Annotated in this window: 25 protein-coding genes, 1 pseudogene and 2 riboswitches; of the genes and pseudogenes, 7 read left to right on the top strand and 19 right to left on the bottom strand. The window is 67.0% G+C overall.

The window, feature by feature from the left end:
• Positions 1-115 precede the first annotated feature (115 nt).
• Positions 116-1396, bottom strand: coding sequence for a hypothetical protein (locus AB8M85_RS10250; RefSeq protein ID WP_372698714.1), 1281 nt, complete (start codon positions 1394-1396; stop codon positions 116-118).
• Between the two features lie 194 nt (positions 1397-1590).
• Here AB8M85_RS10250 and AB8M85_RS10245 point away from each other — a divergent pair, with 194 nt between their 5' ends.
• From AB8M85_RS10245 to AB8M85_RS10235, 3 genes and pseudogenes are all read left to right on the top strand, one after another.
• On the top strand, positions 1591-1851 hold the full coding sequence (locus AB8M85_RS10245) for a hypothetical protein (protein WP_372698713.1): 261 nt from the start codon (positions 1591-1593) through the stop codon (positions 1849-1851).
• Between the two features lie 303 nt (positions 1852-2154).
• Positions 2155-3702 (top strand): M20/M25/M40 family metallo-hydrolase, encoded by a 1548-nt coding sequence (locus AB8M85_RS10240; protein ID WP_372698712.1) that lies wholly within the window; start codon positions 2155-2157, stop codon positions 3700-3702.
• 29 nt (positions 3703-3731) lie between these two features.
• Positions 3732-3962, top strand: a pseudogene (locus AB8M85_RS10235) (GNAT family N-acetyltransferase); the annotation flags it as partial.
• Positions 3963-3994: 32 nt separating this feature from the next.
• Here the strand turns inward: AB8M85_RS10235 and AB8M85_RS10230 are convergent.
• The 6 genes from AB8M85_RS10230 to AB8M85_RS10205 all read right to left on the bottom strand — a co-directional run bounded on the left by AB8M85_RS10230 (position 3995) and on the right by AB8M85_RS10205 (position 8428).
• A complete protein-coding gene (locus AB8M85_RS10230; RefSeq protein WP_372698711.1) occupies positions 3995-4315 on the bottom strand; it encodes a multidrug efflux SMR transporter in 321 nt (106 codons plus the stop codon).
• Positions 4315-4662, bottom strand: a complete 348-nt coding sequence (locus AB8M85_RS10225; RefSeq protein ID WP_372698710.1) for a multidrug efflux SMR transporter — start codon at positions 4660-4662, stop codon at positions 4315-4317. The genes AB8M85_RS10230 and AB8M85_RS10225 overlap by 1 nt, the downstream gene beginning before the upstream one ends.
• 296 nt (positions 4663-4958) lie before the next feature.
• Positions 4959-5423, bottom strand: a complete 465-nt coding sequence (locus AB8M85_RS10220; RefSeq protein ID WP_372698709.1) for an SRPBCC family protein — start codon at positions 5421-5423, stop codon at positions 4959-4961.
• Positions 5424-5547: 124 nt separating this feature from the next.
• Complete coding sequence (locus AB8M85_RS10215; protein ID WP_372698708.1) at positions 5548-6798, bottom strand: phosphatidylserine/phosphatidylglycerophosphate/cardiolipin synthase family protein; 1251 nt, start codon at positions 6796-6798, stop codon at positions 5548-5550.
• A gap of 115 nt (positions 6799-6913) precedes the next feature.
• Entirely contained in the window at positions 6914-7669 is a 756-nt protein-coding gene (locus AB8M85_RS10210; RefSeq protein ID WP_372698707.1) for a glycosidase, read from the bottom strand.
• Between the two features lie 186 nt (positions 7670-7855).
• Positions 7856-8428 (bottom strand): NADPH-dependent F420 reductase, encoded by a 573-nt coding sequence (locus AB8M85_RS10205; RefSeq protein ID WP_372698706.1) that lies wholly within the window; start codon positions 8426-8428, stop codon positions 7856-7858.
• Between the two features lie 240 nt (positions 8429-8668).
• Between AB8M85_RS10205 and AB8M85_RS10200 the strand changes: the two genes are divergently transcribed.
• Entirely contained in the window at positions 8669-9478 is an 810-nt protein-coding gene (locus AB8M85_RS10200; RefSeq protein ID WP_372698705.1) for a DUF4352 domain-containing protein, read from the top strand.
• A 100-nt stretch (positions 9479-9578) separates the two neighbouring features.
• On the opposite strand, the gene AB8M85_RS10195 is transcribed toward AB8M85_RS10200, so the two are convergent.
• The 3 genes from AB8M85_RS10195 to AB8M85_RS10185 form a co-directional block, all read right to left on the bottom strand.
• On the bottom strand, positions 9579-10802 hold the full coding sequence (locus tag AB8M85_RS10195; protein ID WP_372699080.1) for an MFS transporter: 1224 nt from the start codon (positions 10800-10802) through the stop codon (positions 9579-9581).
• A 43-nt stretch (positions 10803-10845) separates the two neighbouring features.
• A complete protein-coding gene (argE, locus tag AB8M85_RS10190; protein WP_372698704.1) occupies positions 10846-12024 on the bottom strand; it encodes an acetylornithine deacetylase in 1179 nt (392 codons plus the stop codon).
• A 104-nt stretch (positions 12025-12128) separates the two neighbouring features.
• Positions 12129-12821, bottom strand: coding sequence for a glycosidase (locus AB8M85_RS10185; RefSeq protein ID WP_372698703.1), 693 nt, complete (start codon positions 12819-12821; stop codon positions 12129-12131).
• A 342-nt stretch (positions 12822-13163) separates the two neighbouring features.
• On the opposite strand from AB8M85_RS10185, the gene AB8M85_RS10180 reads away from it, so the two are divergent.
• Positions 13164-13610, top strand: coding sequence for a YdeI/OmpD-associated family protein (locus tag AB8M85_RS10180; protein ID WP_372698702.1), 447 nt, complete (start codon positions 13164-13166; stop codon positions 13608-13610).
• Positions 13611-13649: 39 nt separating this feature from the next.
• On the opposite strand, the gene AB8M85_RS10175 is transcribed toward AB8M85_RS10180, so the two are convergent.
• Together AB8M85_RS10175 and AB8M85_RS10170 are read right to left on the bottom strand one after the other, a co-directional pair.
• On the bottom strand, positions 13650-14210 hold the full coding sequence (locus AB8M85_RS10175) for a peroxidase-related enzyme (RefSeq protein WP_372698701.1): 561 nt from the start codon (positions 14208-14210) through the stop codon (positions 13650-13652).
• A gap of 207 nt (positions 14211-14417) precedes the next feature.
• A complete protein-coding gene (locus AB8M85_RS10170; RefSeq protein ID WP_372698700.1) occupies positions 14418-14828 on the bottom strand; it encodes a hypothetical protein in 411 nt (136 codons plus the stop codon).
• 179 nt (positions 14829-15007) lie between these two features.
• On the opposite strand from AB8M85_RS10170, the gene AB8M85_RS10165 reads away from it, so the two are divergent.
• The gene (locus AB8M85_RS10165; RefSeq protein ID WP_372698699.1) at positions 15008-15493 is read left to right on the top strand and encodes a MarR family winged helix-turn-helix transcriptional regulator; all 486 of its coding nucleotides are present in this window, start codon (positions 15008-15010) and stop codon (positions 15491-15493) included.
• 95 nt (positions 15494-15588) lie between these two features.
• Here AB8M85_RS10165 and AB8M85_RS10160 read toward each other — a convergent pair whose 3' ends face one another.
• The 6 genes from AB8M85_RS10160 to AB8M85_RS10135 form a co-directional block, all read right to left on the bottom strand.
• The gene (locus AB8M85_RS10160; protein WP_372698698.1) at positions 15589-16209 is read right to left on the bottom strand and encodes a hypothetical protein; all 621 of its coding nucleotides are present in this window, start codon (positions 16207-16209) and stop codon (positions 15589-15591) included.
• 44 nt (positions 16210-16253) lie between these two features.
• Entirely contained in the window at positions 16254-17075 is an 822-nt protein-coding gene (locus AB8M85_RS10155; RefSeq protein ID WP_372698697.1) for an alpha/beta fold hydrolase, read from the bottom strand.
• Between the two features lie 276 nt (positions 17076-17351).
• On the bottom strand, positions 17352-18581 hold the full coding sequence (locus AB8M85_RS10150; RefSeq protein WP_372698696.1) for an amidohydrolase: 1230 nt from the start codon (positions 18579-18581) through the stop codon (positions 17352-17354).
• A 30-nt stretch (positions 18582-18611) separates the two neighbouring features.
• A complete protein-coding gene (locus AB8M85_RS10145) occupies positions 18612-19394 on the bottom strand; it encodes a hypothetical protein (RefSeq protein WP_372698695.1) in 783 nt (260 codons plus the stop codon).
• Positions 19395-19422: 28 nt separating this feature from the next.
• The gene (locus tag AB8M85_RS10140; protein ID WP_372698694.1) at positions 19423-20172 is read right to left on the bottom strand and encodes a DUF5058 family protein; all 750 of its coding nucleotides are present in this window, start codon (positions 20170-20172) and stop codon (positions 19423-19425) included.
• A 73-nt stretch (positions 20173-20245) separates the two neighbouring features.
• A riboswitch (glycine riboswitch) is annotated at positions 20246-20333 on the bottom strand.
• A 3-nt stretch (positions 20334-20336) separates the two neighbouring features.
• Positions 20337-20429, bottom strand: a riboswitch (glycine riboswitch).
• 174 nt (positions 20430-20603) lie between these two features.
• A complete protein-coding gene (locus AB8M85_RS10135) occupies positions 20604-21425 on the bottom strand; it encodes an alpha/beta fold hydrolase (protein WP_372698693.1) in 822 nt (273 codons plus the stop codon).
• Between the two features lie 288 nt (positions 21426-21713).
• Here AB8M85_RS10135 and AB8M85_RS10130 point away from each other — a divergent pair, with 288 nt between their 5' ends.
• Entirely contained in the window at positions 21714-22823 is a 1110-nt protein-coding gene (locus AB8M85_RS10130) for an AI-2E family transporter (protein WP_372698692.1), read from the top strand.
• A gap of 53 nt (positions 22824-22876) precedes the next feature.
• Here the strand turns inward: AB8M85_RS10130 and AB8M85_RS10125 are convergent, their stop codons facing one another.
• Positions 22877-23515 (bottom strand): MBL fold metallo-hydrolase, encoded by a 639-nt coding sequence (locus AB8M85_RS10125; protein WP_372698691.1) that lies wholly within the window; start codon positions 23513-23515, stop codon positions 22877-22879.
• Positions 23516-23565 lie beyond the last annotated feature (50 nt).

Raw genomic sequence — 23565 nt, 5'->3', positions numbered from 1 at the left:
CCACTTCCTTCGAAGTGGGACGGTCAAAACGACGACGCGAAAACAAGTGGCATGCCCCTACTCTGTGCGCAGACTTAAGACCGAAACGCGTCGATGACGCTCTCGTAGAGCTTTCCTATCTTTGCCCACTTAAGCTCGAAAAGTATCTGACAGCTACTTTTTGTCCAGGATCGCGTCCTAGAAGCCATTGCAGAATGGTTGTTGCAAGCGCCGAGCCGGCGCCTACGGAAACTGCCAGTCCTATATTGAATGTCGCAGCATCTACAACACCAGCTGCAGCCATACCGACGGCCGCGTCGATCCCGTTTGGTTTGAGCCTGCTACTAAACGATTCTCCTTTCACCTTTTGTTTCAGCTCTCGCGCAGCTTCTTGCATCTCTTCTTCGAAGACGACGCTTCTAGCGGTCGTCGGTGCTTCATCAATGGAGCCTGTCGACAAGTCATTCATTGCATGACGTAGTTTGTTCCTAAAATTCTCGAACGCGTCTCCCCTCCTGATGGAGATTGCGTCAGCGACGGACAACTCAGTCGTATCCAAGTTTGGCAATGTACCGATTGAGAGCCGATTGACGTACCTAGTTCTTTCGCGCTGCCTGTCTGCCTCTTTACCGTCAATGGGGTTGCAGGCGTGGCCGAGGATGGTATCTAAAATTCGATGTTCCAATGGCCCGCTGAGCGTGACGTCGCAATGCGGCTGGCTCGCACAAACCGCTAACTGCCACGAGACGTGTATCAGCGCTGAAGCCATTTCATGAATGGCTTTTCGAGCTTCGGCGGCAGAGGACATTTTTGGAATGGGAAGACCCATCACCCGGTAAAACTCGCGAGCTTGTTTTACATAGCTCTGTTCCTCGGAACCACCATAATAAACCGCATCTGGATAGGCCTCCTCAAAATTGGTAAAAGGTTGGAGATCGGGAGGTATGTGGAACAAGCCCAAAATTGAAAGCCTTTTCTCCTCATGGAATGAAGGGCGTGCGGATTCGAACCGAAGAATGCCGCGATCTACAAGCGGTTCGACGAGAGCTAATTGTGCGACGACAGCATTGAAGGTGGTCAGGGCTTCGTCGAATCGACCAACCTCCCACAACCGTTCTACTTCGACAAGCGGGTCGGAGGCGACGATGCCGTCGTGGGCAAGAAGGATGGCGAGAGTCTTCTTGTAGACATTTCCTTGTTTTGCAACACCAAAGAGACTTTGGGGATTAAACCCATGATGGCTGATGAGGGGCCATATTTCAGGTCGGTCAGGACTTAGCCAGGTGTCCTCCCTAGACGCGGATTGCCGGAGGGTGATCACCCGCTGCACGTCCTTTAGTGCGGCACCATTTGGCCTTATGGCAAAGTACTTCGGACGACAGCCCAGGCCTTCTTCTAGCTGCTCAAGTATCCTCATTGTCCAAGTATTGGCTGGGCCTAGTTTTTTGGATAGGGCAGGTCCGATCTACAACATGATTCGTTGCCTCTGTTGTCCTGCCTATTGCGGATCGGCTGGAAAAAGTTTCGTCTCCAGCTGTGTGTCAACGCCAAAGGAAGACCGAGCGATTCCGTCGAAAATGTTTGGAGACGCTCTATTACGAGCTCCACTCAATGGGCGTCCACGACCTCCTGTGTGAGTCCAGAACGCCGAGCCAGAACCAGAAAGACATCGCCCACGTCGTCGGACTTCGAAACCAGGGGCTGGCCACGGACTTCCATATTGCCCATGCTCGCGGCGCAGACGAGCCCCTCCTCTGGATACCGGACACCTTCCTCGGAGCCCTCAACGCGGGTGCCAACGGTGAAGTCGAATATATGGAGGTTTTGCAGTCGATGGTGATCGTTGAAATGCGGACCCCGGACTCGCTCTAAAAGCGAAAGGCCCAGGGCCCAGTCGTCCGGCTGGGTTCCTAGGGCCTTCTTCCCGCACCATCGCAATGGGGGGCAGTACCTAGTCTACGCGCGGCCGGTTCCTGCGATCAATGATCCGCGGATGCCTGTTCGTCTCGTGGCGACATACGTGCGGGCAGTACGAAGGCTGAAGCCCGCTCACCGCTTCAACAACACCGCTTGTCGAGCGTGGTGTACGTCACGTCTTGACCATCACGTGCACGAGAGGAAGGGTGAACGCAATCGTGGAGTGATTGACAAGAGTTCGAAACGAGGAGCCTCCCCATGTCCGACCAGCGCACCCTGTCCACCCTGGCAACCAGTCCCGTCCGCCGTCGTGCTTTCCTGGGAGGTGCAGCCGCCCTCGGCGTCGCGGGCCTCGGGGGAGCGGGACTATTCGCCGGGACGGGGACCGCGCGGCCGGCGTCCGCCGCTGCTGCCATCCCGGACGCGGACCAGGACGCGCTGGACCTGTTGCAGCGGATGCTGCGCTTCGACACCCAGAACCACGGGCAGGGTGCCAAGACCCGGCAGCACGCCGAGATGCTGCGGGAGGTGTGGGAGCGGGCCGGCGTGGCCGTGGAGATCATCGATACGCCGCAGCCGGACAACGTGCACCTCATCGCCCGCATCCCCGGCACGGGGACGGCCAAGCCACTGCTGATCCTGGGGCACTCGGACGTGGTGCCGGTGGAGACGGAGAACTGGGACATCGACCCCTTCGCCGGCGAGGTGCGCGACGGGCAGGTCTACGGGCGCGGTGCGCTGGACATGAAGGGCGCCAACTCCGCGACCATCAGCGCGCTGCTGCGCCACCTCGCCGAGGGGGCGACGTTCGACCGCGACATCATCGTGCTCACCGACTGCGACGAGGAGGCCGGGTCCTTCGGCTCACGCTGGTTGGCGAAGAACCACTGGGACAAGCTCGATGCCGGTGCGGTGCTGACCGAGGGCGGCTGGTTCCTGGCCCAGGACGACAAGACCACCCCGATGCTCATCACCGCCACCCGGCAGGACAAGGTCTACTTCAACCTCGACCTCACCGCCGACGGCACGGCAACCCACTCGTCGAAGCCGATGCCCGATTCGGCGGTCGTGGCCCTGTCGCGTGGCGTGGCCGAGCTGGGGGAGTGGGAGGCGCCCGTGCACCTAACGGAGGTGACCCGCGAGTATTTCGCCGCGCTCGCCGACGCGTCCAGCGACCGCCGGTTCAAGCAGGCCATCAAGCTGATGCTCAAGGCACACAGCCAGAACGCCCGTGAGCGGGCCGCGGCGGTCATGGTCAAGCGGTCCAACTACCCGTACCTGCACCGCGCCCTGCTGCGCACCACTCATGCTTTCGTCATCGAGGACGCCGGCTACAAGGAAAACGTCATCCCGTCCTCCGCCCACGTGCGGGTGAACTGCCGGGCCATCCCCGGCGGGCAGAAGCCTCGCGAATTCCTGGCCCAGGTGCGCAAGATGATGAAGCTGCGCGGCATCACCGTCGAGCTGGCCGTCTCCGAGGGGATGAGCGAGTCCGAGACGCTCGACGAGCTGGACACGACGTGGGCGACACCGCCGGCGGACATCGACACCGACCTCTTCAGGGCGCTCACCGCGTCCGCGTCGACAACCTACCCGGACGCCGCGTTCGCCCCAGCGCTGTTCGAGGCCGGGACCAGCCTGGCACCGTGGCGTGCGAAGGGGATCCCCGGGTACGGCGTCTACCCGTACGTGTTGGACAACGAGCAGCTCATCGCCATGCACGGGAACAACGAGCGGATCTATTTGGAGGCGCTGAAGCAGGGGAGTGACTTCATGTACGAGGTGTTCGACCGGTTCCGTAACTGACGCGGTTGGCCGCCGGTAGCGTGGGAGGCATGCCACCTGGTGAGACGACCCGACTGCGCTTCCGCGAGATGACCTTGGCCGATTTGGACCTGATGGCCGGACTGCTCGGCGATCCGGAGGTCATGCAGTTCTATCCTGCGCCCAAGTCTCGGGAGCAGGCTGCTGAATGGATCTCGTGGAACCAGGCCAACTACGCCGAACACGGGTATGGCCTGTGGATCATCGAGACGCGGGAGGGCGAATTCGTCGGCGACTGCGGTGCCCCGCCGTCGTACTTGGTGCCTGCGGGCCGCTAGTGTGTCGCGCCGGTCTCGACCAGCAGCACGCCGCCCATGATGAGTGCAATGCCGACGGCCATGATCCAGTTCAGCGCTTCGCCGAAGAGGACCCGACTCGCCACGGCTGTCAGCGCGACGCCCAGGGCGGCCCAGATGCCATAGGCGACACCGAGACCCATGCCCGCATCGAGGGTCAGCGCCAGGCACGTGAACGCGAGCAGGTATCCGGCGGCGACGGGAACGTACCAGCGCTTGCTGCCATGCGTGGCCATGCGCAGCGAGAGGGTGGCACCGACTTCGCTGACGATGGCGGCGAGGAGCAGGAGCCATGCCATCAGCCGGACACCCGGGACTTGTTGGCAGCGTGCTGGGAACCGAGCTCGACCGTGAGGACGCCGACGATGATCAGCGCGATCCCCGCCAGCATCGTGCCGGTGATCGGCTCGGCGAACACGACGGCGGATGCCGCGGCGGTGAGGGCGACTCCGGTCGCACCCCAGATCCCGTAGGCGACACCCAGCGGCATGCCGAGGCGCAGGACCTGCGACAGGCAGATGAACGCGACGACGAACCCGACGGCCGTCACCGCGTACCAGCCGGGATGGTCGATCGCGGCCTTCAGGGACATCGAACCGGTCACCTCGCTGAGGATGGCGCACGCCAGCATGATCCACTTGGTCATGCGTCCATTGTCCCAGTTCGGGGTTGTCCGCTCGATCGACCCCGGTCGCGTGCCGCTGTCGTCGATCCGCCATGACTGGCGCGGGGGGGCAGGCAGCCCGAGCCGCCTTGTCGTTGTCTTGGCAACGAAGAGGGCCCCAACCGTGAGGTTGGGGCCCTGCGTCATCACTCGCACCTTCATGAGGCATATCCCAGCCTAGACACGGCCACTGGGCACCTGCTGTGCAGAACGTGGGAGCTTGTCGGTGTCGCCGCCGGTTCGGGAGCTTGGCCCCACGCGCCGATGGCCTCGGCCAGCTACGCCTGCGAGACCGCGGACGCGAGATTTCCAAGGGATGCCTCGAGTGCCTCCTGGTCGACCGCAGGAAAGCTGACCTTCTTCAGGGTCTCCTTATCTGTGACCGCGCTCCAGTCATAGGTGATTGACACTTCAGTGGCGTCTGGGCCCTGGGGCTCGAGTTCCCAGACCCATTCCCATCCCTGGGGCTGCTCACCTTGAGGAGCGGTCTTCCACGCCAACAACTTGTTTTCGTCGAAACCGACGACATGGTTGTCGGTCTTGTAGTCGCCGCCCATCTTGTCCCAGGTCATGTTCATCGTGAAGACCTGTCCCACCGCGGTGATGCGGTCCGTCTTGTGATCGGATTGCACCATTCCGGAGCCATCGATTTGTGCGTGGTGCTCGGGGTTGGAGAGTACCTGGAAGATGGTGTCCGCTGAAGCGTCGATGGTCCTCGAAGCGGTGATTTTCGTTTCGGTCATGGCCTGCACCTTTCATTGGACTACATGGCATTCCGGCCAGGACGAGGGGCCCCGGCCGGAAGTCCCCACGATAGGCCCTGTGCTGGATGGGGTCCACGGAACGTGTGCGTTCGTCTCCTTCGACTCAGAGGAACGGGCGAAGCGGGATCAGGACCAATTCGCTGAATTTTGCAGCCGGATTCTGCCTCTTCCACTCGGCGAGCGTCAGTTGTCGGCAGTTGCCGCTGTCGACGTCGAAGATTTCCCGCATCCTGGTGGCGATGTCCTCGGAGTGGATTTCGAGGTTCGTCTCGTAGTTTCCCGTCAGGCTCAACCGGTCGATGTTGGCGGTGCCAATCGTGGACCATTGACCGTCGATGGTTGCGGTCTTGGCGTGGATCATGGCGTCGCGGTAGAGGAGCACGGTGATGCCCTCCTTGAGCATGGCGGTGAAGAAGCCGCGGGCGAGCCAGTCGGCCAGGACGTGGTTCGAATCCTCGGGAACGATCAACCGGACGTCGACGCCACGCCTGCTGGCCGCGAGGAGCGATTGGAGGATCTGGCGGTCCGGAATGAAGTAGGCAGTCGTGATGTAGATGTGGTCACTGGCCCGGTTGATGGCGTCGAGATATAGGCCACGGATCGGATACACCAGGTGGGAGGGCATGTTGTTGGCTGCGCGCAGGTGCGGATCCCAGGTGCGTGGCCGCTGGTACGGGATCTCCGGCCGACCGTAGGCGGTGTTCCAGACGTCCAGGAAGGCCTGGCGCAGTTCCCACGTCGCGGGACCCTGGACGCGGAGGTGGGTATCGCGCCATTCGGTCGCGTAGAGGTCCCCGATGTTGTAGCCCCCGGCGAAGCCGGTCTGGCCATCGACCACCAGCAGCTTGCGGTGGTCCAGCCCGGTGCTGCGCAGCGGGGTGAACAACCTGGACGGGCGCACGACCGGGAAACGGTAGACATGGATGTCCGGATCGAAGTCGTAGAAGGACGGCGGGACGACGAGGTTGGCGAAGCCGTCGTAGATGACGAACACGTCGACACCGCGCCGCGCGGCGGCGTTCAACGCCTCCTTGAACCGGCGACCCGTCGCATCGGATTTCCAGATGTACGTTTCCAGGAGGACCTGTTCCTCGGCACCGTCGATCGCGGCGATCATGTCGGCGTAGAGGTCCTCGCCGTAGGTGTAGATTTTGGCGTCGGAGTCCGCGACACGGGCGTCGAAGGTGCCCGGACGTGGGAACCCGGAGCGTTTGGTTCGCTGCAGGCGCTTCAGGGCATCAAAGACCACCAGTCCGGCGATGACGGTGGCCTGCAGGGCCGCGAAGGCCAGGGCCAACCGTGTGGTCGTCTTCTTCAACACGGCGGCGACGGGTTTAGGGATCAGTGACGGCATGTACCGACCTTATCCGCCGGGCCCGGGCCTGGCCCTCAAAAACCAGGCACGACGTCGGAACCCGGGTTCCGACGTCGTGCCTGGTGCGTTGGTGGACTGCTCGCGCCCGAGTCGATCAGGCGGAAGCGAGGAGCTCCTCGTCCTGGGCGAACCCGGCGCCTGCGGCGATGTCTCGGGTGGAGTGGTCGTAGGCGAAGACGATGGGTCCGCCGTCATGCCATACCTCGTGGTTGGCGCCGTCGCGGGGCCCGAACGCACCATGGTTTTCCGTCCAGGAGCGCTCCAGGGCGAACTTGAAGGCGTAGGTCCCGGCGGGCAGATCTGCCTCGAGTTTCCACACGCCGTCGGTTAGGTCAAAGGTCATCTGCGTCTGCTCGGCTTCCGGATCCCAGTCCCGGTCTGCCCCGAGGAGCATATTGAAGTCGCCAACGAGTGCAACGGCCGAGGGTTGGCCGAGGGCCGGTGCCGGAACGACCTGTTCAGGAACGACGGAGAGCTGCGGTGCGGCCTCGGACGACACCGGCACCGGGGACGCCTCGGGGAGGGGCGTTCCGCCGTCGAGGGCAAGGAGCAGCGCCTGCGGATCCGCCAGTGCCCGGGCCTCGTGCAGACCTTCTCCGGTGACGGCCCATCCGCCGCGTCCCTTGGTCATCCAGCCGGCCTTGACGAGCCGGGCGGTCGCGGTGGTGAGGTTCTTGAAGCCCCGCGGGACGCCGCCGCTGAGCAGATCCCGTTCGTGTGCCGTTGTCGGAACGCGGAGCAGTGCCTCGGTGATGACCTGCTTCGCGTCGGGCCGGGACCCGTCCCGGTGTGCTTCGGCCAGGATGTCGAGTACTGACTTCAGACGCAGGTTGGTCTCGGGCGTAGCCATGGCAATTCCTTCGGGTGCAGATGCGGGATGCGGAATATCCAGTGTCGGTGGCAACGGCCCTCCGACGGGGGAGCCGCGCATCCACCGAAGTCCACCGGAGTGTTGCCCTGGAGAAACGACGGAGGACGACGACGGTGCTGGTGCACCGGCGTCGTCCCCTGCGGAGTGGATGGAGCGGGGTAGCGCCTAGACGACGGCGAAGCCGCCTGTCCACTCGATCTTCTCGGCTGCGGCGAGGGTCAGCTGCAGGAAGCCCATGGCCTCGAGTTCACGGGCGCGGTCCAGGGCACCGGCGTCGAGCGCCTTCACGCCTCCTGCGGTGATGATCCCGGCCAGCTCGGCCTTGGCTGCGGCGTCGTCCCCGGCGATGAGCACGGTGGTGGTGTTCGAGCCCAGCGAATGGGAGGCCAGGGTGGCGGCGAAGGTGGTGTTGAAGGCCTTCAGTACCTTGGACTGCGGCAGGGCTGCGGCCAGCTCGGCGGCGGCGGAGGAATCGGCCGGGACGACCAGGGAGTCGAAGGTCTCGAAGTTCAGCGGATTGGTGATGTCCACGACGACCTTGCCGGCGAGCTGCTCACCGCGGGCCTCGACGATGGACTGCAGTGAAGGGTAGGGCACGGCGAGGACGACGATGTCGCCGGTGACTGCCTTGTCCGTGTCCTGGCTGTTCAGGAGCTCGACGTTGTTTCCGCCGGCGCTGACGATGGACGAGATGGCCTGGCCCATGTTGCCTGTTCCGATGATGCTGACGTTCGCCATGATGTGCTCCTCCGTGAGACTTTGGTTGATCCTTCAATTAATACTTTACGCCTCAATCATTTAACGGTCAAGCATTTGATTCAAATTCCGTGGGGGAGAGTGGACCGTTTTCCAAAATGTCGGGGGTGGCGCATACGGTAGTTTATGCATCAACCAATTGATGCAGGCCGGTCTGCCTGGGGGCATTCCGGTCGATCACTCGACCACGCAGCCTCCGCTGCTGAATTCCATGGGGGAATCATGTCTGTACAAAATCCCACTACACCTGCGCCCGGAGCGCCTGCACCGGCTCCGAAGACCACCGCCGGAAAAGGCCTGGGTATCGCCGCGTTGATTGTGGCCATCGTCGCCCTGTTGCTCTGCTGGGTTCCGATCATCAACAACTTCGCCGCCTTCCTCGGGTTCGTTTCGCTCGTGCTGGGCATCATCTCGCTGGTCATTGCCGCCAAGCGCCGCGGCAGCAAGGGCCTCGGCATTGCCGCGACGGTCATTTCCGTGGTCGCGATCGTCATGGTCTTCGTGACCCAGGCCGCCTATGTTGCTGCCATCGACAGCGTCAGCTCCGCCGTGGAAGATGCGGCGGACGGCGAGGTCGCTGCCCCGGCCAAGGTCGTCGAGCAGGCCGCGGACACCGCGAAGGTCCTGGAGCTCGGCAAGGCGGCCACCGTCGGCTCCTACACGGTGGCGGTGACGTCCGTTGATCTGAACGGCGCCAAGGCGGTCGAGGCTGCGAACGAGTTCAACGACAAGGCCAGGGGGCAGTACGTCCTGGCCGACCTGTCGGTGACCTACCAGGGCGACGAGGAAGGAACCGCTTGGATCGACCTGCAGCCCGAGCTCGTCGGCTCGGACTCCCGGATCTACGACACCTCGACCTGCATGGCCGTGACCGAGAAGCCGGCTGCTGAAACTCCGGGGCTGACCCGCGGCGGCAGCGCCTCCTACCAGGTCTGCTTCGACGTCCCGAAGGCAGCGCTCAAGGACGCCAAGCTGCGCGTCGGCGAGACCATCTCGTTCAACGACGATGCGGTCCTCTGGGCCACGAAGTAACCGGGCAGCGTCCGGGTCGAAAACGACCTGGTCACTGACAAAAGCAGTTCGACGGCGGAACCCGGGGTTCCGCCGTCGAACTGCTTTTCGTTTTACGTGGTCAGCGCTTGCCGAAGCTCCGGCGGGCAACCACCAGACCGGCCAGTGAGATCAGTCCGATCACGATGTAGTAGTAGCTCGGTGCCAACAGGGAGCCGGTGGAACTCACCAGCCAGGCCAGGATCAGCGGTGCGAAGCCGCCGAACAGCGTGACGCCCACGTTGTAGGAGATGGACATGCCGGTGGTCCTGATGTTCGTGGGGAACATGTCGGCCAGCAGGGCCGGCAGCGGTCCGAAGTAGGCGGCCATCAGGATTCCGAGCACCACCTGGACGATGGTCAGCACGGCGACGCTGGGGGAGGCCACCAAGACCAGGAAGAGCGGGAACGCGACGATCACGGCCACCACCGCGGCGCTCGACATGACCCGCACGCAGCCGACGCGGTCGGCCAGCTTCCCGGCCAGCGGTGCCCCGATAAGGGTGACGATCCCGGAGATGATGCCGCCCAGGTAGCCAGCATAGGAAGGCAGCTCGAGGTTCCGCACGGCGTAGGTGGGCATGAACAGGATCAGGTAGACCGAGACGCTGGCCAAGCCCACGATCGCCGCGGAGGCCAGCCACCGCGGTGCCGCGTGGATCAGCGTGGTGGCCAGCGGCGACTTGGCGAGGTTGCCGCGCTCCCGGGTGAAGTCGGGGGTCTCCTCCATCTTCAACCGGATGTAGAGGCCGACGGGGCCGATGAGCAGGCCGAAGAAGAACGGGATCCGCCAGCCCCAGCTGTAGAGCGCGTCGTGGTCCAGGAAGGTGAACAGGCCGAACCCGAAGGCCGAGGCCAGGAACATGGACACGCCCTGCGTGGCAACCTGCCAGCTGCCGTAGAACGCCCGCTTGTCCGGGGCGTTCTCGATCAGGAATGCGGTGGCGGTGCCGAATTCGCCCCCGGCGGAGAAACCCTGGATGAGCCGGGACAGCAGGATCACCAGCGCGGCCGCCGGGCCGATCATGGCCGTCGTGGGCGCACAGGCCATGATGAGGGTGCCGATCATCATCAGCATGATCGTCAAGGTCAGCGCGCCCTTGCGGCCGTGCCGGTCGGCAAAGGATCCGAGCACCATGGCGCCGATCGGCCGGACCAGGTAGGACACCGCGAACGTGCCGAAGGTCAGCAGGATGCCGGTGGCCTGGCCGCCCGCCTGGCCTGCGGGTTCGAAGAACAGGGCGGAGATGACGACGGCGAACGAGGAGTAGACGATGATGTCGAACCATTCCAGGGCATTGCCGATGGAGGAGGCGACGACGGCGCGGCGGGGCCGGCGGCTGGCCGGCTCATGCCCGGCCCTGCCCGAGCTTGACGATGAGGGCGTCGAGGAAGGCCCCGCACGCCTCGAGCTGTTCGAGTTCGACGTATTCGTTGGCCGCGTGGGCGACCGCGATTTCGCCGGGCCCGCAGACCACGGTTTCGATCCCCGCATTGTGGAATATGCCGGCCTCGGTGCCGTAGGTGACCTTCCCGTCGGTGCGGTGTCCGCCGCAGGCTTCGGCCAGGGCGGCGATCGCGGCGTCCGGATCGGTTTCCAGCCCCGGCCCCTGGGCCTTCACCACCAGGTCGAAGCCGGCGGACTCGTGCTCGGCCTGCATCTGCGGCTCCAGCTCCTCGAAGAGGAACGCGCGGATCCGCTCCACCACCGGCGCGGTGTCGACCGTGCCCAGGGCGCGGAACTCGAATTCGAGCTCGCAGGCATCCGGGACGGTGTTGCCGGCGATGCCGCCGGAGACCAGGTTGACCCCGCCCGTGGTGAAGGCCACGGGGTAGGCCTCGTCGAAGGGGCCGTCGCTGCGCCACTGTTCGGCCAGGCGCCGGTAGAAATCGATGAAGCGGCCCGCGTAGTGGATGGCGTTCACGCCCTGCGGGGTGAGCGAGGAGTGGGCGGCCACCCCGCGGAAGCGGACGCTGAAGAGGTTGATGGACTTGTGGCCGCGGACCACCCGCATGCCCGTGGGTTCCCCGACGATGCAGGAATCGGCCGTGATGCCGTGTTCGCCGAAGCCGTCGATCATGCGCTGGGCGCCCAGCAGGCCCACTTCCTCGTCGTAGGAGAAGGCCAGGTGCAGCGGATCGGCGAGGTCGGCGGCAGCGATGGCCTCCAGCCGCGACATGATGACGGCCAGGAAGCCCTTCATGTCCGCGGTGCCCCGACCGTAGAGCCGACCCGCGCTCTCGGTCACCGTGAAGGGATCGCTGTCCCAGTCCTGCCCCTCCACGGGGACGACGTCGGTGTGCCCGGAGAGCACGACGCCTCCCGTGGTCCGGCCGTCCCGGGCCGGGAAGGTGGCGAACAAGTTGGCCTTGCGGACGTCATTCGCCTGCTCGTGGGGGAAGAGCACGGGTTCGACCCCGTGCCTGCGCAGCTCGTCGGCCACGCAGTCGATCAGATCGAGGTTCGAGCGGTGCGACGTGGTGTCGAAGGCGACGAGTCGTGTGAGCCAGTCCACAGGTGGAGTCATGCAGGCACTCTACACTTGCCGCCGACGCCAGCGGCGGCGTGTTGAGGCACGTGAAGGGGGTGCGGGCGCCAACAGCCGCCGCACCCCCGCGCCGCCGGAAGCGATCAGGCGGAGACCGGCAGTTCCCGGGATTCGGGGACTCCGCTGTCGGCGGCGATGTCATGCGTGGCGTGGTCGTAGGCGAAGATGATTGGTCCGCCCCCGTGCCGGAGCTCGTGGTTGGCCCCGTCGCGGAGCCCGAACGCACCGTAGTTTTCCGTCCAGGCGCGGTCCAGGGCGAACTTGAAGGCGTACGTCCCGGCGGGCAGGTCGGCCTGGAGCTTCCACAGGCCGTCCGCGGGGTCGAAGGTCATCTGTGCCTGGTCTGCCTCAGGATCCCAGTCCCGGTCTGCCCCGAGCAGGACGTTGAACCCGGCGACGAGCGCGACGGCGGACGGCTGGCCGGCCGCGGCTTCGGGAACGACCTGCTCCGGCACGGCCTGCTCCGGCACGACGGAGAGCCGCGGTGCGGCCTCGGGTGCCTGGACCTGGCGCAGACCATCCGCGGTGATGGCCCACCCGCTGCGTGACTTGGTCATCCAGCCGGCCTTGACGAGCCCCGCGGTGGCGGCGGTGAGGCTCTTGGCGCCCCGGGGGACGCCGCCGCTGAGCAGCTCCTGCTCGTGGGCCGTCTGCGGCACGCGGACCAGGGCCTCGGCGATGACCTGCTGCCCGGTCGGCCGGGACCCGGCCCGGTGCGCTTCGGCCAGGATGTCGAGGACTGAGGTCAGGCGCAGGTTGGTCTCAGGTGTTGCCATGGGTTTCCTTCGCGTGCAGGTGCTGGAGAGCGGACGATCCAGTATCGGCCGCGCTCGTCCACGGAGCGGGGAACCACGCATTCGCCGTAGTCGAGCGGCGTGTTGCCCGTGGTGGTCCGTACCGGGCGCGGGACTCGGAGAAGATCGAGTACCGCACGGGCGTGCCCGTCGCCGCGGCCGCCGACGGGGCGGACAATACGTACGTGAACAGCGGGCTGGGCTGGTATCGCTGACCACGGGCCCGGGTGTCGACGGGCACGGGAAGCCTTGTGCACTCTGGATCCGGGCCGAAGGTGTAGTTACCGTGGAAACCAGCCGCATTCCAACAACCCCGGGAGCACCATGCCGACCTTCACCACGACCCTCGAAGCCGCCGGAGGGAACAATGCCGGCATCGTCGTGCCGGAAGACATCGTCGCCTCCTTCGGCCGCGGCAAGCGCGTGCCCGTCCTCGTCACCATCGACGGCGGCTACAGCTACCGCAACACCATCTCCTCGATGGGCGGGCGGTTCATGATCTCCTTCAACGCCGAAACCCGGAAGGCGACCGGGCGGGGTGCCGGCGACGAGGTCACGGTGCAGCTGGAGGCCGACGACGCGCCGCGGACGGTCGAGGTCCCCGAGGCGCTGGCCAGCGAACTCGCCGCGGACCCGGCCGCTGCGGCGGCCTGGGCCGCCTTGTCCTACAGCAAGCAGCGCGCCCACGCCGAACCGATCGCTGCGGCGAAAGGCGAGGCCACCCGGGCGCGGCGGGTCGAGAAGACGATGTCCGCACTGCGCGGCGACTAGCGGCAACCAGCTCCGCAGCGGGATCTGGCCGGCGTCCAGTCAGAGATCGTCCACCAGTGCATCGCGCAGGTCGTCGTCGAGCACCGCCGGCGTTTCCACGACCACGCCGAGCGCCTGGATGGCACGGCTGTAGTAGTTCCGGGCGGCGGCGGCCAGGGCGATGTCGACGATCTCCCGGTCGCTGAAGCCGGCCTCGCGCAGGACCAGGGCATCGCCGTCGTCCATCGTGGACGAGTCGGTGCTCACGCGGTAGGCGAAGTCCATCATGGCGACCTCCGCGTCGCTGAGCCCGGCCTGGTGGTAGTCCCGGGCGACGGCCCGCAATCCGTCCGCCCCGAGGATCGGCAGCGATTTAGCGCCGTGGGCCAGGCGGCAATGCCGGGAGCGGATGCCGGCGGCGGCCGCGAGGGTGACGAGTTCCCAGCGCCGGTGGCCGAGCGGGGTGGCGATCGCCTGCACCAGGGCCTCCCAGGCATCGTGCGCTTCGGGGTTCACGGCCATCACTCGCGTGTAGTCCGGCACGAAGCCCTGGTTGGCGCGGGTGCGTTCGTAGATCGCCTGCGTGGCCGGCGAATCCGTGGGCGACTCGATGATGCTCATGGCGGTGCTCCCTCTCGTGCCGCCAGTATGTGCTTCCCCTGGGCCGAGGTAAAGACCGCCGGCAGGGCAGATGGGCCGAGGCGGTCGGTCGCGGATCAACCGTCGGCCAGGACGTCGTCGCGCCCGCCAGGTCCGGGTCCATGTCACGGAAGCCCGAACCTCAGGTCCAGCGATGCGCCGGCGTCCGCCGTGGCCCGACCCCGCCGCTCATGAGGCGGTTTGGAGCTCCGCTGCGGTGTTCCGGGCGGCCGGCTCCTCAGAGGCCAGCGGTGGGACCACGGTCATCTCCGGCTGCCCGGCCGGGGCTGTGGCGACGGTGAAGTTGACGATGCGCTCAGCGAAAGGGATGGCCAGCAGGTTCTCAAGGTCCGCGAGGATCGTTTCCTCCACGTGCCGGGCGACCAGGGGCAGTTCTTCCTGGCTGCGGACCCGGCAGTCCACGGTCACCACGAGCGACCCCGGATCGCCGTGGATGGCGAACTCCGCGGCGGTGACCGCGGGAAGGACGAGTGCTGCATGGGCGGCGCTGCGGGCGAGCAGGCGGGTCCGCCGATCCCACAAGCCCTCGCCGCTGCGCTGGGCGTTGACGGACTGACGGGTCTCAACTGCGATGCTCATCTGTTGCTCCTGGTGGCCGGTGTCCGCGGGGGACGGTGGCGGGTCATGTGATGCCGGATGCTCGCTCTGCTGTCTAACTGTTAGTTACCCTATATAATCAAATCCGTGGCTGACAACTCATGGCGTCCGCGGCATGCGGCATGATGGAGGCAACCGCCAACTCGACGGAAAGGCAGGATATGGAAGGCGTTCCTGACGTGGGCGCGGGCTACTGGTACCCGGCATCCGGGAAGCGGCCCGAGCCCGTCGATGTCCTCAACCTGCTGCGGACCTACCGGGAGGCCGAGCGGCGCATGCGCGCCAGGACCCGCGATTCGATGGGCATGGGGGAATCGGATCTGGTCGCCCTGCGCTTCATCCTGCGGGCTGCCCGTGCCGGACGCGTCGTCCGGCAACGCGACGTGGCGCAGGCCCTCGAGATCACGAGCGCGTCCGCGTCCACGCTGGTCGACCGCCTGTGCCGGGACGGCTACGCGCGCCGGGTCCCTCACCCGGAGGACCGGCGCTCGGTGGGCATCGAGCCGACCGCGCACAGCGACGAGGAGGTGCGCCAGACGCTGGGAGAGATGCATCGCAAGATGCTCGCCGCCGCGGAGTCCCTGACGCCGGACGAATTGGCCGGCGCCGCCAAGTTCCTGGCTGCCCTGACCGAAAGCGTCAGCTAACAGGTCGAATACCCGCCCGCACCCACCACCTCACGGAGTGCGTGCGCGGCGGGGCAGGAGATCATGGTCGCGCTGCGCGATGCCCGCCGGCGGGCCTACGGGCAGGAGGCTCCAACGGGGATGTCCACGGTCGTGGTCTTCCCGCCGGACGTGAACTCCAGGCCGACGCAGGTGGGCTCGGCGGACCAGAACCCGCCGGGGTAGACGACCCACTCGTCGTCCGGGGCGTCTCCTGCGCACCCGTTGATCCGCAGGGCATCGGCCAGCACCCGGTGCGTGTTGGACCAGCCGATCTTCACCTGGCCCCGCAGGGAATCTGGGACGGCGAGCTCGAAACGGGCTCCAGTCCGCAGGGCCAGCCCGACCTTCTGGAAGTGCAGACCACCACCCCGCTCCTCGGTCCCGTCCTGCCACTGCAACGTCCCCCCGTCGAACGTGATGGCCATCAGGTCGGGCACGCCGAGGCCCCGTGTGGTGTCGGTCCCGCCGGAGCCCGACCAGATGGGATCCGTGCAGTCGAAGTCCTGCACCTCCGGCTGCCTTTCGGAAGGTGTCCCCGGGTGCGTTGCGGGATGCGCCTCCGGCGCCTGGGCGGTCGCAGTGGCTGCCGGCGTCGTCGGCTCGCCGGGCGAGGGGCTGTCGCAGGCCACCAGCAGCAGCGCGGCGGCCAGGGCCGCAGCGATCCCCGTGCCCCGCGGCATCCGACCAGTACCCACGTCTGCAGGCTACGCCGGGGCAGCCGGCGCGTCGAGACCCGGGACTACCGCCCCAGGAAGCCCAGCAGGGCGGCGTTGAACTGCTCGGCGTGGGAGACGTTCAGCCCGTGGGGCGCCCCCGGCACCACGACGAGTTCGCTGTCGGGGATGGCCGTGTGCGTGCGGCCCCCGGAGCCCTCGAGCGGGACGATGCCGTCCGCGTCGCCGTGGATGATGAGGGTCGGGACGGTGACCTGTGCGAGGTCCTCGCGGAAGTCGGTCGAGCCGAAGGAGGCCATGCACTCGAGCGCGGCGAGCTTGGTGGCCTGCCGGCAGAGCGCGATCGCCTCCTGGCGCTGCTCCTCGGAGACGCACAGGCTCCCGTTGGCGGAGAAGAACTGCGCCGTGAAGTCGTCGTAGAACGCGTCCTGGCTGGCGGTGAGCTTCGCCGCCATGGCCGCCGCCTCGGTCTTCTTCAGCGGTCCTTCCGGGTTGTCGGCGGTGTGCAGCATGTAGGGCGGCACCGCCGCGGCGAAGACCACCCCGCCCAGCCGGTCCTGGCCATGGCGGGAGATGTAGCGGGCCACCTCCCCGCCGCCCATGGAGAACCCGACCAGGACCGCGTCGTGCAGGTCCAGTGCCTCGAGCAGGGCGGCCAGGTCGTCGGCCAGCGCGTCGTAGCCATAGGGGTGCGAGGGTTCGGACTCGCCGAAACCGCGCCGGTCGTAGGTGATGACGCGGTGGCCCGCGGCGGCCAGCGGCCCCACCTGGTCCTTCCAGGCCTGGCCGTTCAGCGGCCACCCGTGGATCAGGACCACCGGCCGGCCGGTGCCCCCGGTGTCCTCGCAGTGCAGCACGTTCTCGTTGGCTCCGGTGATCTGCGGCATGGGATCTGGCCTTCCTGGTAGCTGGGTGGGAGCTGGCTGGTGGACGGTGGTTCGGAGCGGCGCGTCGTGGGGCTTGGAATGCGGTCCCGGCTCCGGCACGCGATGGCGTTCCGTGGTCCCACGGTAGGCAGGGAACTGCCGGTGCGTACAGGCCCGGCGTCGGGCGGGCCAACGCACCCGGCGCCACAGCACAAGGGAGGACGACGACGGGGCCTGGGCACCGCCGTCGTCCTCCTCACTATTTCTGGTTGGTCCTTGCTGCTACTTCCTCCCGACCTACTTCTTCCCGACCTTGGAGTACAGCGCCCGGGTCGCGGCCCGGACACCGGTGGTCAGCGTCGGCTGGGCCACGGGGGCGAAGAACGGCGAGTGGTTCGCCGGCGCCGGGCCCTCGGCGAGCCGCTCCTGGGCGAACCCGCCGAAGAACCAGAACACGCTCGGCACGTCGATGGCCGCGGCCAGGGCGCCGAAGTCCTCGCTGCCCATGACCGGGGTGCCGGCGATGACCTGGTCGGCACCGAGCTCGTCGCGGAACTCGGCGGCCAGTTCGTCGGCGGCGGCCGGGTCGTTGTAGAGCGGCGGGAAGTTGGAGATGTCCTCGATGACCGGCTCCGGGGCGCCCGAGGCCGTGGCCTCCGCGGCGATGATGCGCCGGATCGAGGTCAACACCGTCTCGCGGACCTCGGGGTCGAACGTGCGCACGTTGATCGTGAATACCGCGCGGTCGGGGATGACGTTTTCCTTCAGCCCGGCGTGGAAGGACCCCACGGTCACCACGGCGGCCGACTGCGGGGCGACCTGGCGCGAGACGATCGTCTGCAGCCGCACCACCATCGAGGCCGCCAGCACGATCGGGTCGATCGAGTGCTCGGGCATCGAGCCGTGCGAGCCCTGGCCCAGGACCGTGACCTTGAACGAATCCGCGGTGGTCATTGCGGCACCGGGCATCAGCGTCACGGTGCCGGTCGGCCCGCCCATGACGTGCTGGCCGAACATGATCTCCGGCTTCGGCGCCTTGTCCCACAGCCCGTCCTCGACCATGGCCTTCGCCCCGGCGGCGGTCTCCTCGCCGGGCTGGAGCACGAAGACGATCGTGCCCGCCCACGCCTCGGTGGCCCCCGCGTAGAGCTCGGCGGTCTTCAGCGCGGTCGCCATGTGGGTGTCGTGCCCGCAGGCATGCATGACCGGGACCTCGGTCCCGTCCTCCAACTGCCCGGTCGCCGTGCTGGCGTAGTCGAGGCCGGTGTCCTCCTGCACGGGCAGCCCGTCTGTGTCGGCCCGCAGCCCGACGACGGGCCCGTCACCATTGCGCAGGATGCCCACGACGCCGGTGCCCCCGCAGCGGAACACCTCCAGTCCCAGCCCCTCGAGCCGCTGGGCCAGGTAGTCGGCCGTGCGGTGCTCCTGCATCGACAGCTCGGGGTGCGAGTGCAGGTACTGGTAGGTCTCGACGAGCTCGGCTTCCGAGGTCTCGGTCATCCGCAGCGACTGCGGGACGGTGGTCATCTCTGTTCCTTCCATCGTGTGGCTCTTTTCCTAGTAGGTGGGTCCGGAGACGGTTTCGGGCGTCTCGCCGTCGGCCTCGCGCCGGTTGACGGCGTTCTCGGCATCGTCGCCCGCGGCGGGGATGGCCTTCTTGTCGCGTAGGAACCAGGCGAGCACCGCCGTCGAAATCACGGCCAGCGCGGTGGCGAACATGGCCAGGCCCGGGATCAGCGGCAGCAGGACGAAGTTCACGACCAGGGCGACCGCGACGGCGATGACCGCCGAGCGCGGGGCCTTCTGGCTGACGATCGCCTGGACCAGGACGGCGCCCATGACGGTCGGCAGGATGTAGACCTGTACCGTCTGGACGATGTCGGCCGGGATGATGCTGACCAGCCACGTGCCCAGCAGGCCGACGAAGATGAACAGGGAGGCCAGGTGGACGGTCGCGGCGCCGCAGATGGCGGCGACGGCGGACAGCTCACCCTTGCGGGTGCCGGGCTTGGCGCCGATGGTCGACTGGGCGATCATCGCCGAGGGCAGCAGCTTGTTGGAGATGTTGCCGATCATGAACGCCTGGTACATCGAGGAGGCGCCGAGGATCGGGTAGTAGGTCAGCGGTTCCACGATCCAGATGACGCCGAACACGGCGGCCAGGGCGGCGAACGCCCCGAGGATGCCGGAGACCTGGATGTCCAGGCCCGAGAAGAAGACGAGGTAGGCCGGGGCGGACAGGGAGAAGAACAGGCCGGCGATCATGGTGATCCGGCCCCATCGGGAGGTGGTGGTGTCGAAGGCGGACAGCGCCTGGTGCGCTTGGGTTGCAATGGGCATGGTGTGCTCCTGGAAGTCTGTTCGGCGCCTAGAGGCGGGTGGCGGCGTAGGTGATGGCCAGGCCGAGGATGATCGCGATGCCCAGCGCCCATTCCTTGATCCAGGGCTTGCCGACGCGTTTGGCGATCACCATCAGGATGGTCATGATCACCGCGGAGGACAGGAACGCGACGACGTGGATCCACGACTTGGGCAGTTCGGCGATCCCGAGCACGGAGAACGCGCCGACCATGGCGGCGCCGGGGACGATGAGCATGATCGCGGGGTTGACCTTGCGCAGCGCCGAATCGCCCCGCTTGAGCAGCGGGGTGAGGATGAGCGTGGCGATCATCCACATGGCGCCGCCCAGGCTCATCGCGGCCAGGGCGAGGCCGAAGACGGCCTGGGTGTAGGTGGGGCCGCCGAGTTCGGCGCCGGCGGTGTTGGCGGCGATGGCCGCGGCTGCGGTTTCGTAGGAGACGGAGCCGATCAGGCCGATGCGCACCAGCACAGCAGGCGTGCCGAAGACGGTCAGTAGGGCGACGGCGACCATGACGACGGCGAGCGAGGGCCCCAGCGCCGAGATGGCCCCGGCGCGGAAGCTCGTCTTGAGCTCCGACGAGGTCATCCCGATGGACGGGGCGGCGATGCGAGCGGCCTTCAGGTAGATGACGCTCTGGACGATGATGACGAGGAAGACGCCGATCGCGCAGGCCCAGAGGATGGGCGAGTTGGCGATGGCGAGGATGTCCGTGGAGTTGTTGTCGGCGGCAGCGGGCAGCGCGGTGGGCAGGTGCATGGGTCAACCATTCATCGAAGGGTGCAATAACGGCACGGCCGGAGGTTGGATGGCCCGGTGTGCTCGGTCCCCGCTCTGTCCTGAACCTGAAAGTTGGACCGGCGCGCTGGCGCCGGTGTGCCTCGTCGGTGGGCCGCCCGAGGGGCGGCCGCTCTCCAGAGTCTCCTCACGTGGCTGTACCTGGTACCTGAGAGATTGCGGGAGCTTGCCCCTTCGGTGCCCGAGTGTGGTGGTCGGGACTCTCCAGCCGCGTGTGATCGGAAGGTATTCAATTGACGGCGGCGAACGTGGCCGCGTCCTGCAAGGATCCCCGACGTGACTCGCGTCACCAAATACGCCGCGACATAGAGTGAAATATTTGTGAACTAATGTTCGGTCAGCGAACTTGTTCGTCGGTTTCCGCGGCAGGGCGGTCACCGACGCGGCTGCCGCTACCGGGCGAGGAACTCCAAGAGCGCCGCGTTGAATTCGTCGGGGTGCGAGGCGTTCAGGCCGTGCGGGCCACCGCGGATGATGACGAGTTCGCTGTCGACGACGGCTTCGTGCGTCCGCCGGCCCGACCCGTCGAGGGGGACGATCCCGTCGCTGTCCCCGTGGACCACCAGGGCGGGGACGGAGATGCCGGCCAGTTCGTCGCGGAAGTCCGTGAAGCCGAAGGCCTCCATGCAGCCGAGTACCGCATCGTGGTGGGCTTCGCGGGTCATCGCCAGGGCGGCCTCAAGCTCCTCGGCGCTGACCAGCAGGTGGCCCCACGCAGAGTAGAAGGTCCGCATGAACCCCTGGAGGAACCCCTCGCGGTCGGAGGCCAACTGCACCTGCATGTCCTGGGCGGCCGACTCCGTCAGCGGCCCCTGCGGGTTGGAGGCGGACCTGAGCAGGTACGGGGGGACCGCTGCGGCGAAGACGACGGAGCGCAGGCGGTCCTCGCCGTGCCGGGTGATGTAGCGGACCACCTCGCCGCCTCCCATGGAGAAGCCGACCAGGGTGGCGTCCTGCAGGTCCAGTGCCTCCAGCAGTGCGGCGAGGTCGGCTGCCAGGGCGTCGTAGTCGTACCGGTGCGAGGGTGCGGAGGATCCGAAGCCGCGGCGGTCGTAGGTGATGATCCGGTGGCCGGCCTCGACCAGCGGCGCGATCTGCTCCTGCCAGGACGCGGTGTTCAGCGGCCAGCCGTGGATCAGGACCACTGGACGTCCCGTGCCGCCCGTGTCCTCGTAGTTCAGCGCGTTGCCATCGGCTCCGGTGGTCTGCGGCATGGGACTCATTCCTTCGGGCGGGGTGGTTTGGGGGCAGGGCCAACGTAGGCACGATGCCGCACCGGTGTATAGAGGTGGCGCGACCGGGGCGGTGGCATGGCCGCTGCCTCCGCTCCTGCCGGGCAAGAACCTGCGCAGGCGGCTCCGCGAACCGGGGTTGCCCGACGTCCGACCCGGCGCCGTGCAAGACTGTGATGACGCCGGTTGGCGGGACGGGCGCTCGCCGGATGGACTGCGGCGCCGCACGGCAAACCGGCTGCATTCGTGACCCACTACAGGAGGCCACCCTTGGCTGGACGAGAACACGCCCTGGACGAGAGCGAACGCGTCCGCTGGACCCACAGCCTGAGCCGCACCGGCGAGCGGGCCCGCAGCGTTCTCTACATCGTGGCGCTCGCCGTCGTCGTCATCTTCGGGCTGCTGCAGGTCACCGTGGTGATCGTCCCCCTGCTGCTGGCCCTGATCCTCGCCGCCGCCATCTCACCGGTGGTCACTTGGTTGCGCCACCACGGCTGGCCGTCCGGTCTGGCGACGGGCGCCTCATTCATTGCCCTGGTCGCCGCCTTCGGGGGAGTGCTGGTCGCCGTCGTCCTGGCCATCCAGGCACAATGGGCCTCGCTGGTCGACCAGGCCGGCGAGCGTACCGGCGACTTGTGGTCCACCCTCAAGAGCAGTCCGCTGCCGATCACCGACCAGACGCTGGATAAGGCCCAGGAATCCCTGCGGGGGATGCTGGCCAGCGGGCAGACCGGGGACAAGGCCCTGGCCGGTGCCGCGATGGTCTCTGAGCTGACGACCGGGTTCATCCTGATGGCCGTCATCCTGTTCTTCTTCCTCAAGGACGGCCGCGCCATGTGGGCGTTCTGCATCCAGAAGCTGCGTGGCCGACAGCTCGCCAAGGTGCGTGTGGCCGGCATCCGGGCCATGGCCGTGCTGGGCGGATACGTGCGCGGAACGGCGATCGTGGCCACCATCGACGCCGTGCTCATCGGCGCCTGCCTGCTGATCCTGCAGGTCCCGCTGGCGCTGCCGCTGACGGTGCTGATCTTCCTCGGGGCCTTCGTACCGATCCTCGGGGCCACCGTCACCGGTGTGCTGGCCGCCGTCGTCGCCCTGCTAGGTGTCGGGCCGGTCGCAGCGGTCATCGTGGCGATCGTGGTCATCGTGGTCAACCAGCTGGAGGGCAACCTGCTCCAGCCGCTGGTCATGGGCCGGACCCTGCAGATCCATCCACTGGTGGTCCTGCTGGCGCTGGCCACCGGTGCGGTGATCGCCGGAATCCTCGGGGCGATCCTCGCGGTGCCGCTGACGGCCGCGGCGTGGGCCGCGCTCCAGGTCTGGGCCGGTGTTCCGGCATCGGATGCCGGGAAGTCCGGTTTGGTCGGCGGACGCGGCTAACACCCTTGCGGCCGCGGTCCAGCGGCACGACCCCTTGTCGGCGTGAGCAGGCGCTACCAGCCGCGTTCGCGCCACTCCTGCAGGTGCGGCCGTTCGGCGCCCAGCGTCGTGCCGTCCCCATGTCCCGGGTGGACGAGCGTGTCGTCCGGCAGGACGTCGAAGACCCGCTCGGTGATGTCGGCGATCAGCGAGGTGAAGTTTTCGGGATTGCCAAAGGTGTTGCCGACACCGCCGGGGAAGAGCGAGTCTCCGGTGAACAGGTGGGCCGGGCCGGACGGGTCGCGGTAGAGCAGGGCAACCGAGCCCGGGGTGTGGCCTCGAAGCTTGATGACCTCCAGTGACGGGACGCCGTCGATGTCCAGCGGGCCGGCCTCCAGGGGCAGGTCCGTCGGCACCTCGATGTCCGGGGTGTCCTCGGTCCCGGCCGCCGTGCGCGCCCCGGTCTCGCGGACGAGCTGGGCCAGTGCGCGGACGTGGTCCCAGTGTGAATGGGTGGTCACGATGCAGGCCAGGCGGGTTTGTTCGTCGGAGTCCGCGGCGGCCTCGCCGAGCATGTCCCGGATTGCCTCGACGTCGTCGGCGGCATCGATGAGTAGTTGGACGCCGGTGCCCTTGGCGGTGAGGAGGTAGACATTGTTGTCCATCTCGCTGACGGAGCGGCTGCGGATCGTGAGTTCGCCGAGATCGATCATGCCTTCAGGCTATGCCACGACCAGGGGCGGTGGCACGGGCATTCTCACCA

It is taken from the genome of Arthrobacter sp. JSM 101049, from assembly GCF_041679245.1.
Lineage (GTDB): Bacteria > Actinomycetota > Actinomycetes > Actinomycetales > Micrococcaceae > Arthrobacter_H.
Note: the sequence above shows the minus strand (reverse complement) of the source record. Positions and strands in the feature narration are given on the sequence as shown.

Excerpts from the sequence above, each read along its gene's own strand:
- AB8M85_RS10250 (WP_372698714.1), bottom strand. The coding sequence starts at position 1,396 with ATGAGGATACTTGAGCAGCTAGAAGAAGGCCTGGGCTGTCGTCCGAAG.
- AB8M85_RS10245 (WP_372698713.1), top strand. The coding sequence starts at position 1,591 with ATGGGCGTCCACGACCTCCTGTGTGAGTCCAGAACGCCGAGCCAGAAC.
- AB8M85_RS10240 (WP_372698712.1), top strand. The coding sequence starts at position 2,155 with ATGTCCGACCAGCGCACCCTGTCCACCCTGGCAACCAGTCCCGTCCGC.
- AB8M85_RS10230 (WP_372698711.1), bottom strand. The coding sequence starts at position 4,315 with ATGGCATGGCTCCTGCTCCTCGCCGCCATCGTCAGCGAAGTCGGTGCC.
- AB8M85_RS10225 (WP_372698710.1), bottom strand. The coding sequence starts at position 4,662 with ATGACCAAGTGGATCATGCTGGCGTGCGCCATCCTCAGCGAGGTGACC.
- AB8M85_RS10220 (WP_372698709.1), bottom strand. The coding sequence starts at position 5,423 with ATGACCGAAACGAAAATCACCGCTTCGAGGACCATCGACGCTTCAGCG.
- AB8M85_RS10215 (WP_372698708.1), bottom strand. The coding sequence starts at position 6,798 with ATGCCGTCACTGATCCCTAAACCCGTCGCCGCCGTGTTGAAGAAGACG.
- AB8M85_RS10210 (WP_372698707.1), bottom strand. The coding sequence starts at position 7,669 with ATGGCTACGCCCGAGACCAACCTGCGTCTGAAGTCAGTACTCGACATC.
- AB8M85_RS10205 (WP_372698706.1), bottom strand. The coding sequence starts at position 8,428 with ATGGCGAACGTCAGCATCATCGGAACAGGCAACATGGGCCAGGCCATC.
- AB8M85_RS10200 (WP_372698705.1), top strand. The coding sequence starts at position 8,669 with ATGTCTGTACAAAATCCCACTACACCTGCGCCCGGAGCGCCTGCACCG.
- argE (WP_372698704.1), bottom strand. The coding sequence starts at position 12,024 with ATGACTCCACCTGTGGACTGGCTCACACGACTCGTCGCCTTCGACACC.
- AB8M85_RS10185 (WP_372698703.1), bottom strand. The coding sequence starts at position 12,821 with ATGGCAACACCTGAGACCAACCTGCGCCTGACCTCAGTCCTCGACATC.
- AB8M85_RS10180 (WP_372698702.1), top strand. The coding sequence starts at position 13,164 with ATGCCGACCTTCACCACGACCCTCGAAGCCGCCGGAGGGAACAATGCC.
- AB8M85_RS10175 (WP_372698701.1), bottom strand. The coding sequence starts at position 14,210 with ATGAGCATCATCGAGTCGCCCACGGATTCGCCGGCCACGCAGGCGATC.
- AB8M85_RS10170 (WP_372698700.1), bottom strand. The coding sequence starts at position 14,828 with ATGAGCATCGCAGTTGAGACCCGTCAGTCCGTCAACGCCCAGCGCAGC.
- AB8M85_RS10165 (WP_372698699.1), top strand. The coding sequence starts at position 15,008 with ATGGAAGGCGTTCCTGACGTGGGCGCGGGCTACTGGTACCCGGCATCC.
- AB8M85_RS10155 (WP_372698697.1), bottom strand. The coding sequence starts at position 17,075 with ATGCCGCAGATCACCGGAGCCAACGAGAACGTGCTGCACTGCGAGGAC.
- AB8M85_RS10150 (WP_372698696.1), bottom strand. The coding sequence starts at position 18,581 with ATGACCACCGTCCCGCAGTCGCTGCGGATGACCGAGACCTCGGAAGCC.
- AB8M85_RS10145 (WP_372698695.1), bottom strand. The coding sequence starts at position 19,394 with ATGCCCATTGCAACCCAAGCGCACCAGGCGCTGTCCGCCTTCGACACC.
- AB8M85_RS10140 (WP_372698694.1), bottom strand. The coding sequence starts at position 20,172 with ATGCACCTGCCCACCGCGCTGCCCGCTGCCGCCGACAACAACTCCACG.
- AB8M85_RS10135 (WP_372698693.1), bottom strand. The coding sequence starts at position 21,425 with ATGCCGCAGACCACCGGAGCCGATGGCAACGCGCTGAACTACGAGGAC.
- AB8M85_RS10125 (WP_372698691.1), bottom strand. The coding sequence starts at position 23,515 with ATGATCGATCTCGGCGAACTCACGATCCGCAGCCGCTCCGTCAGCGAG.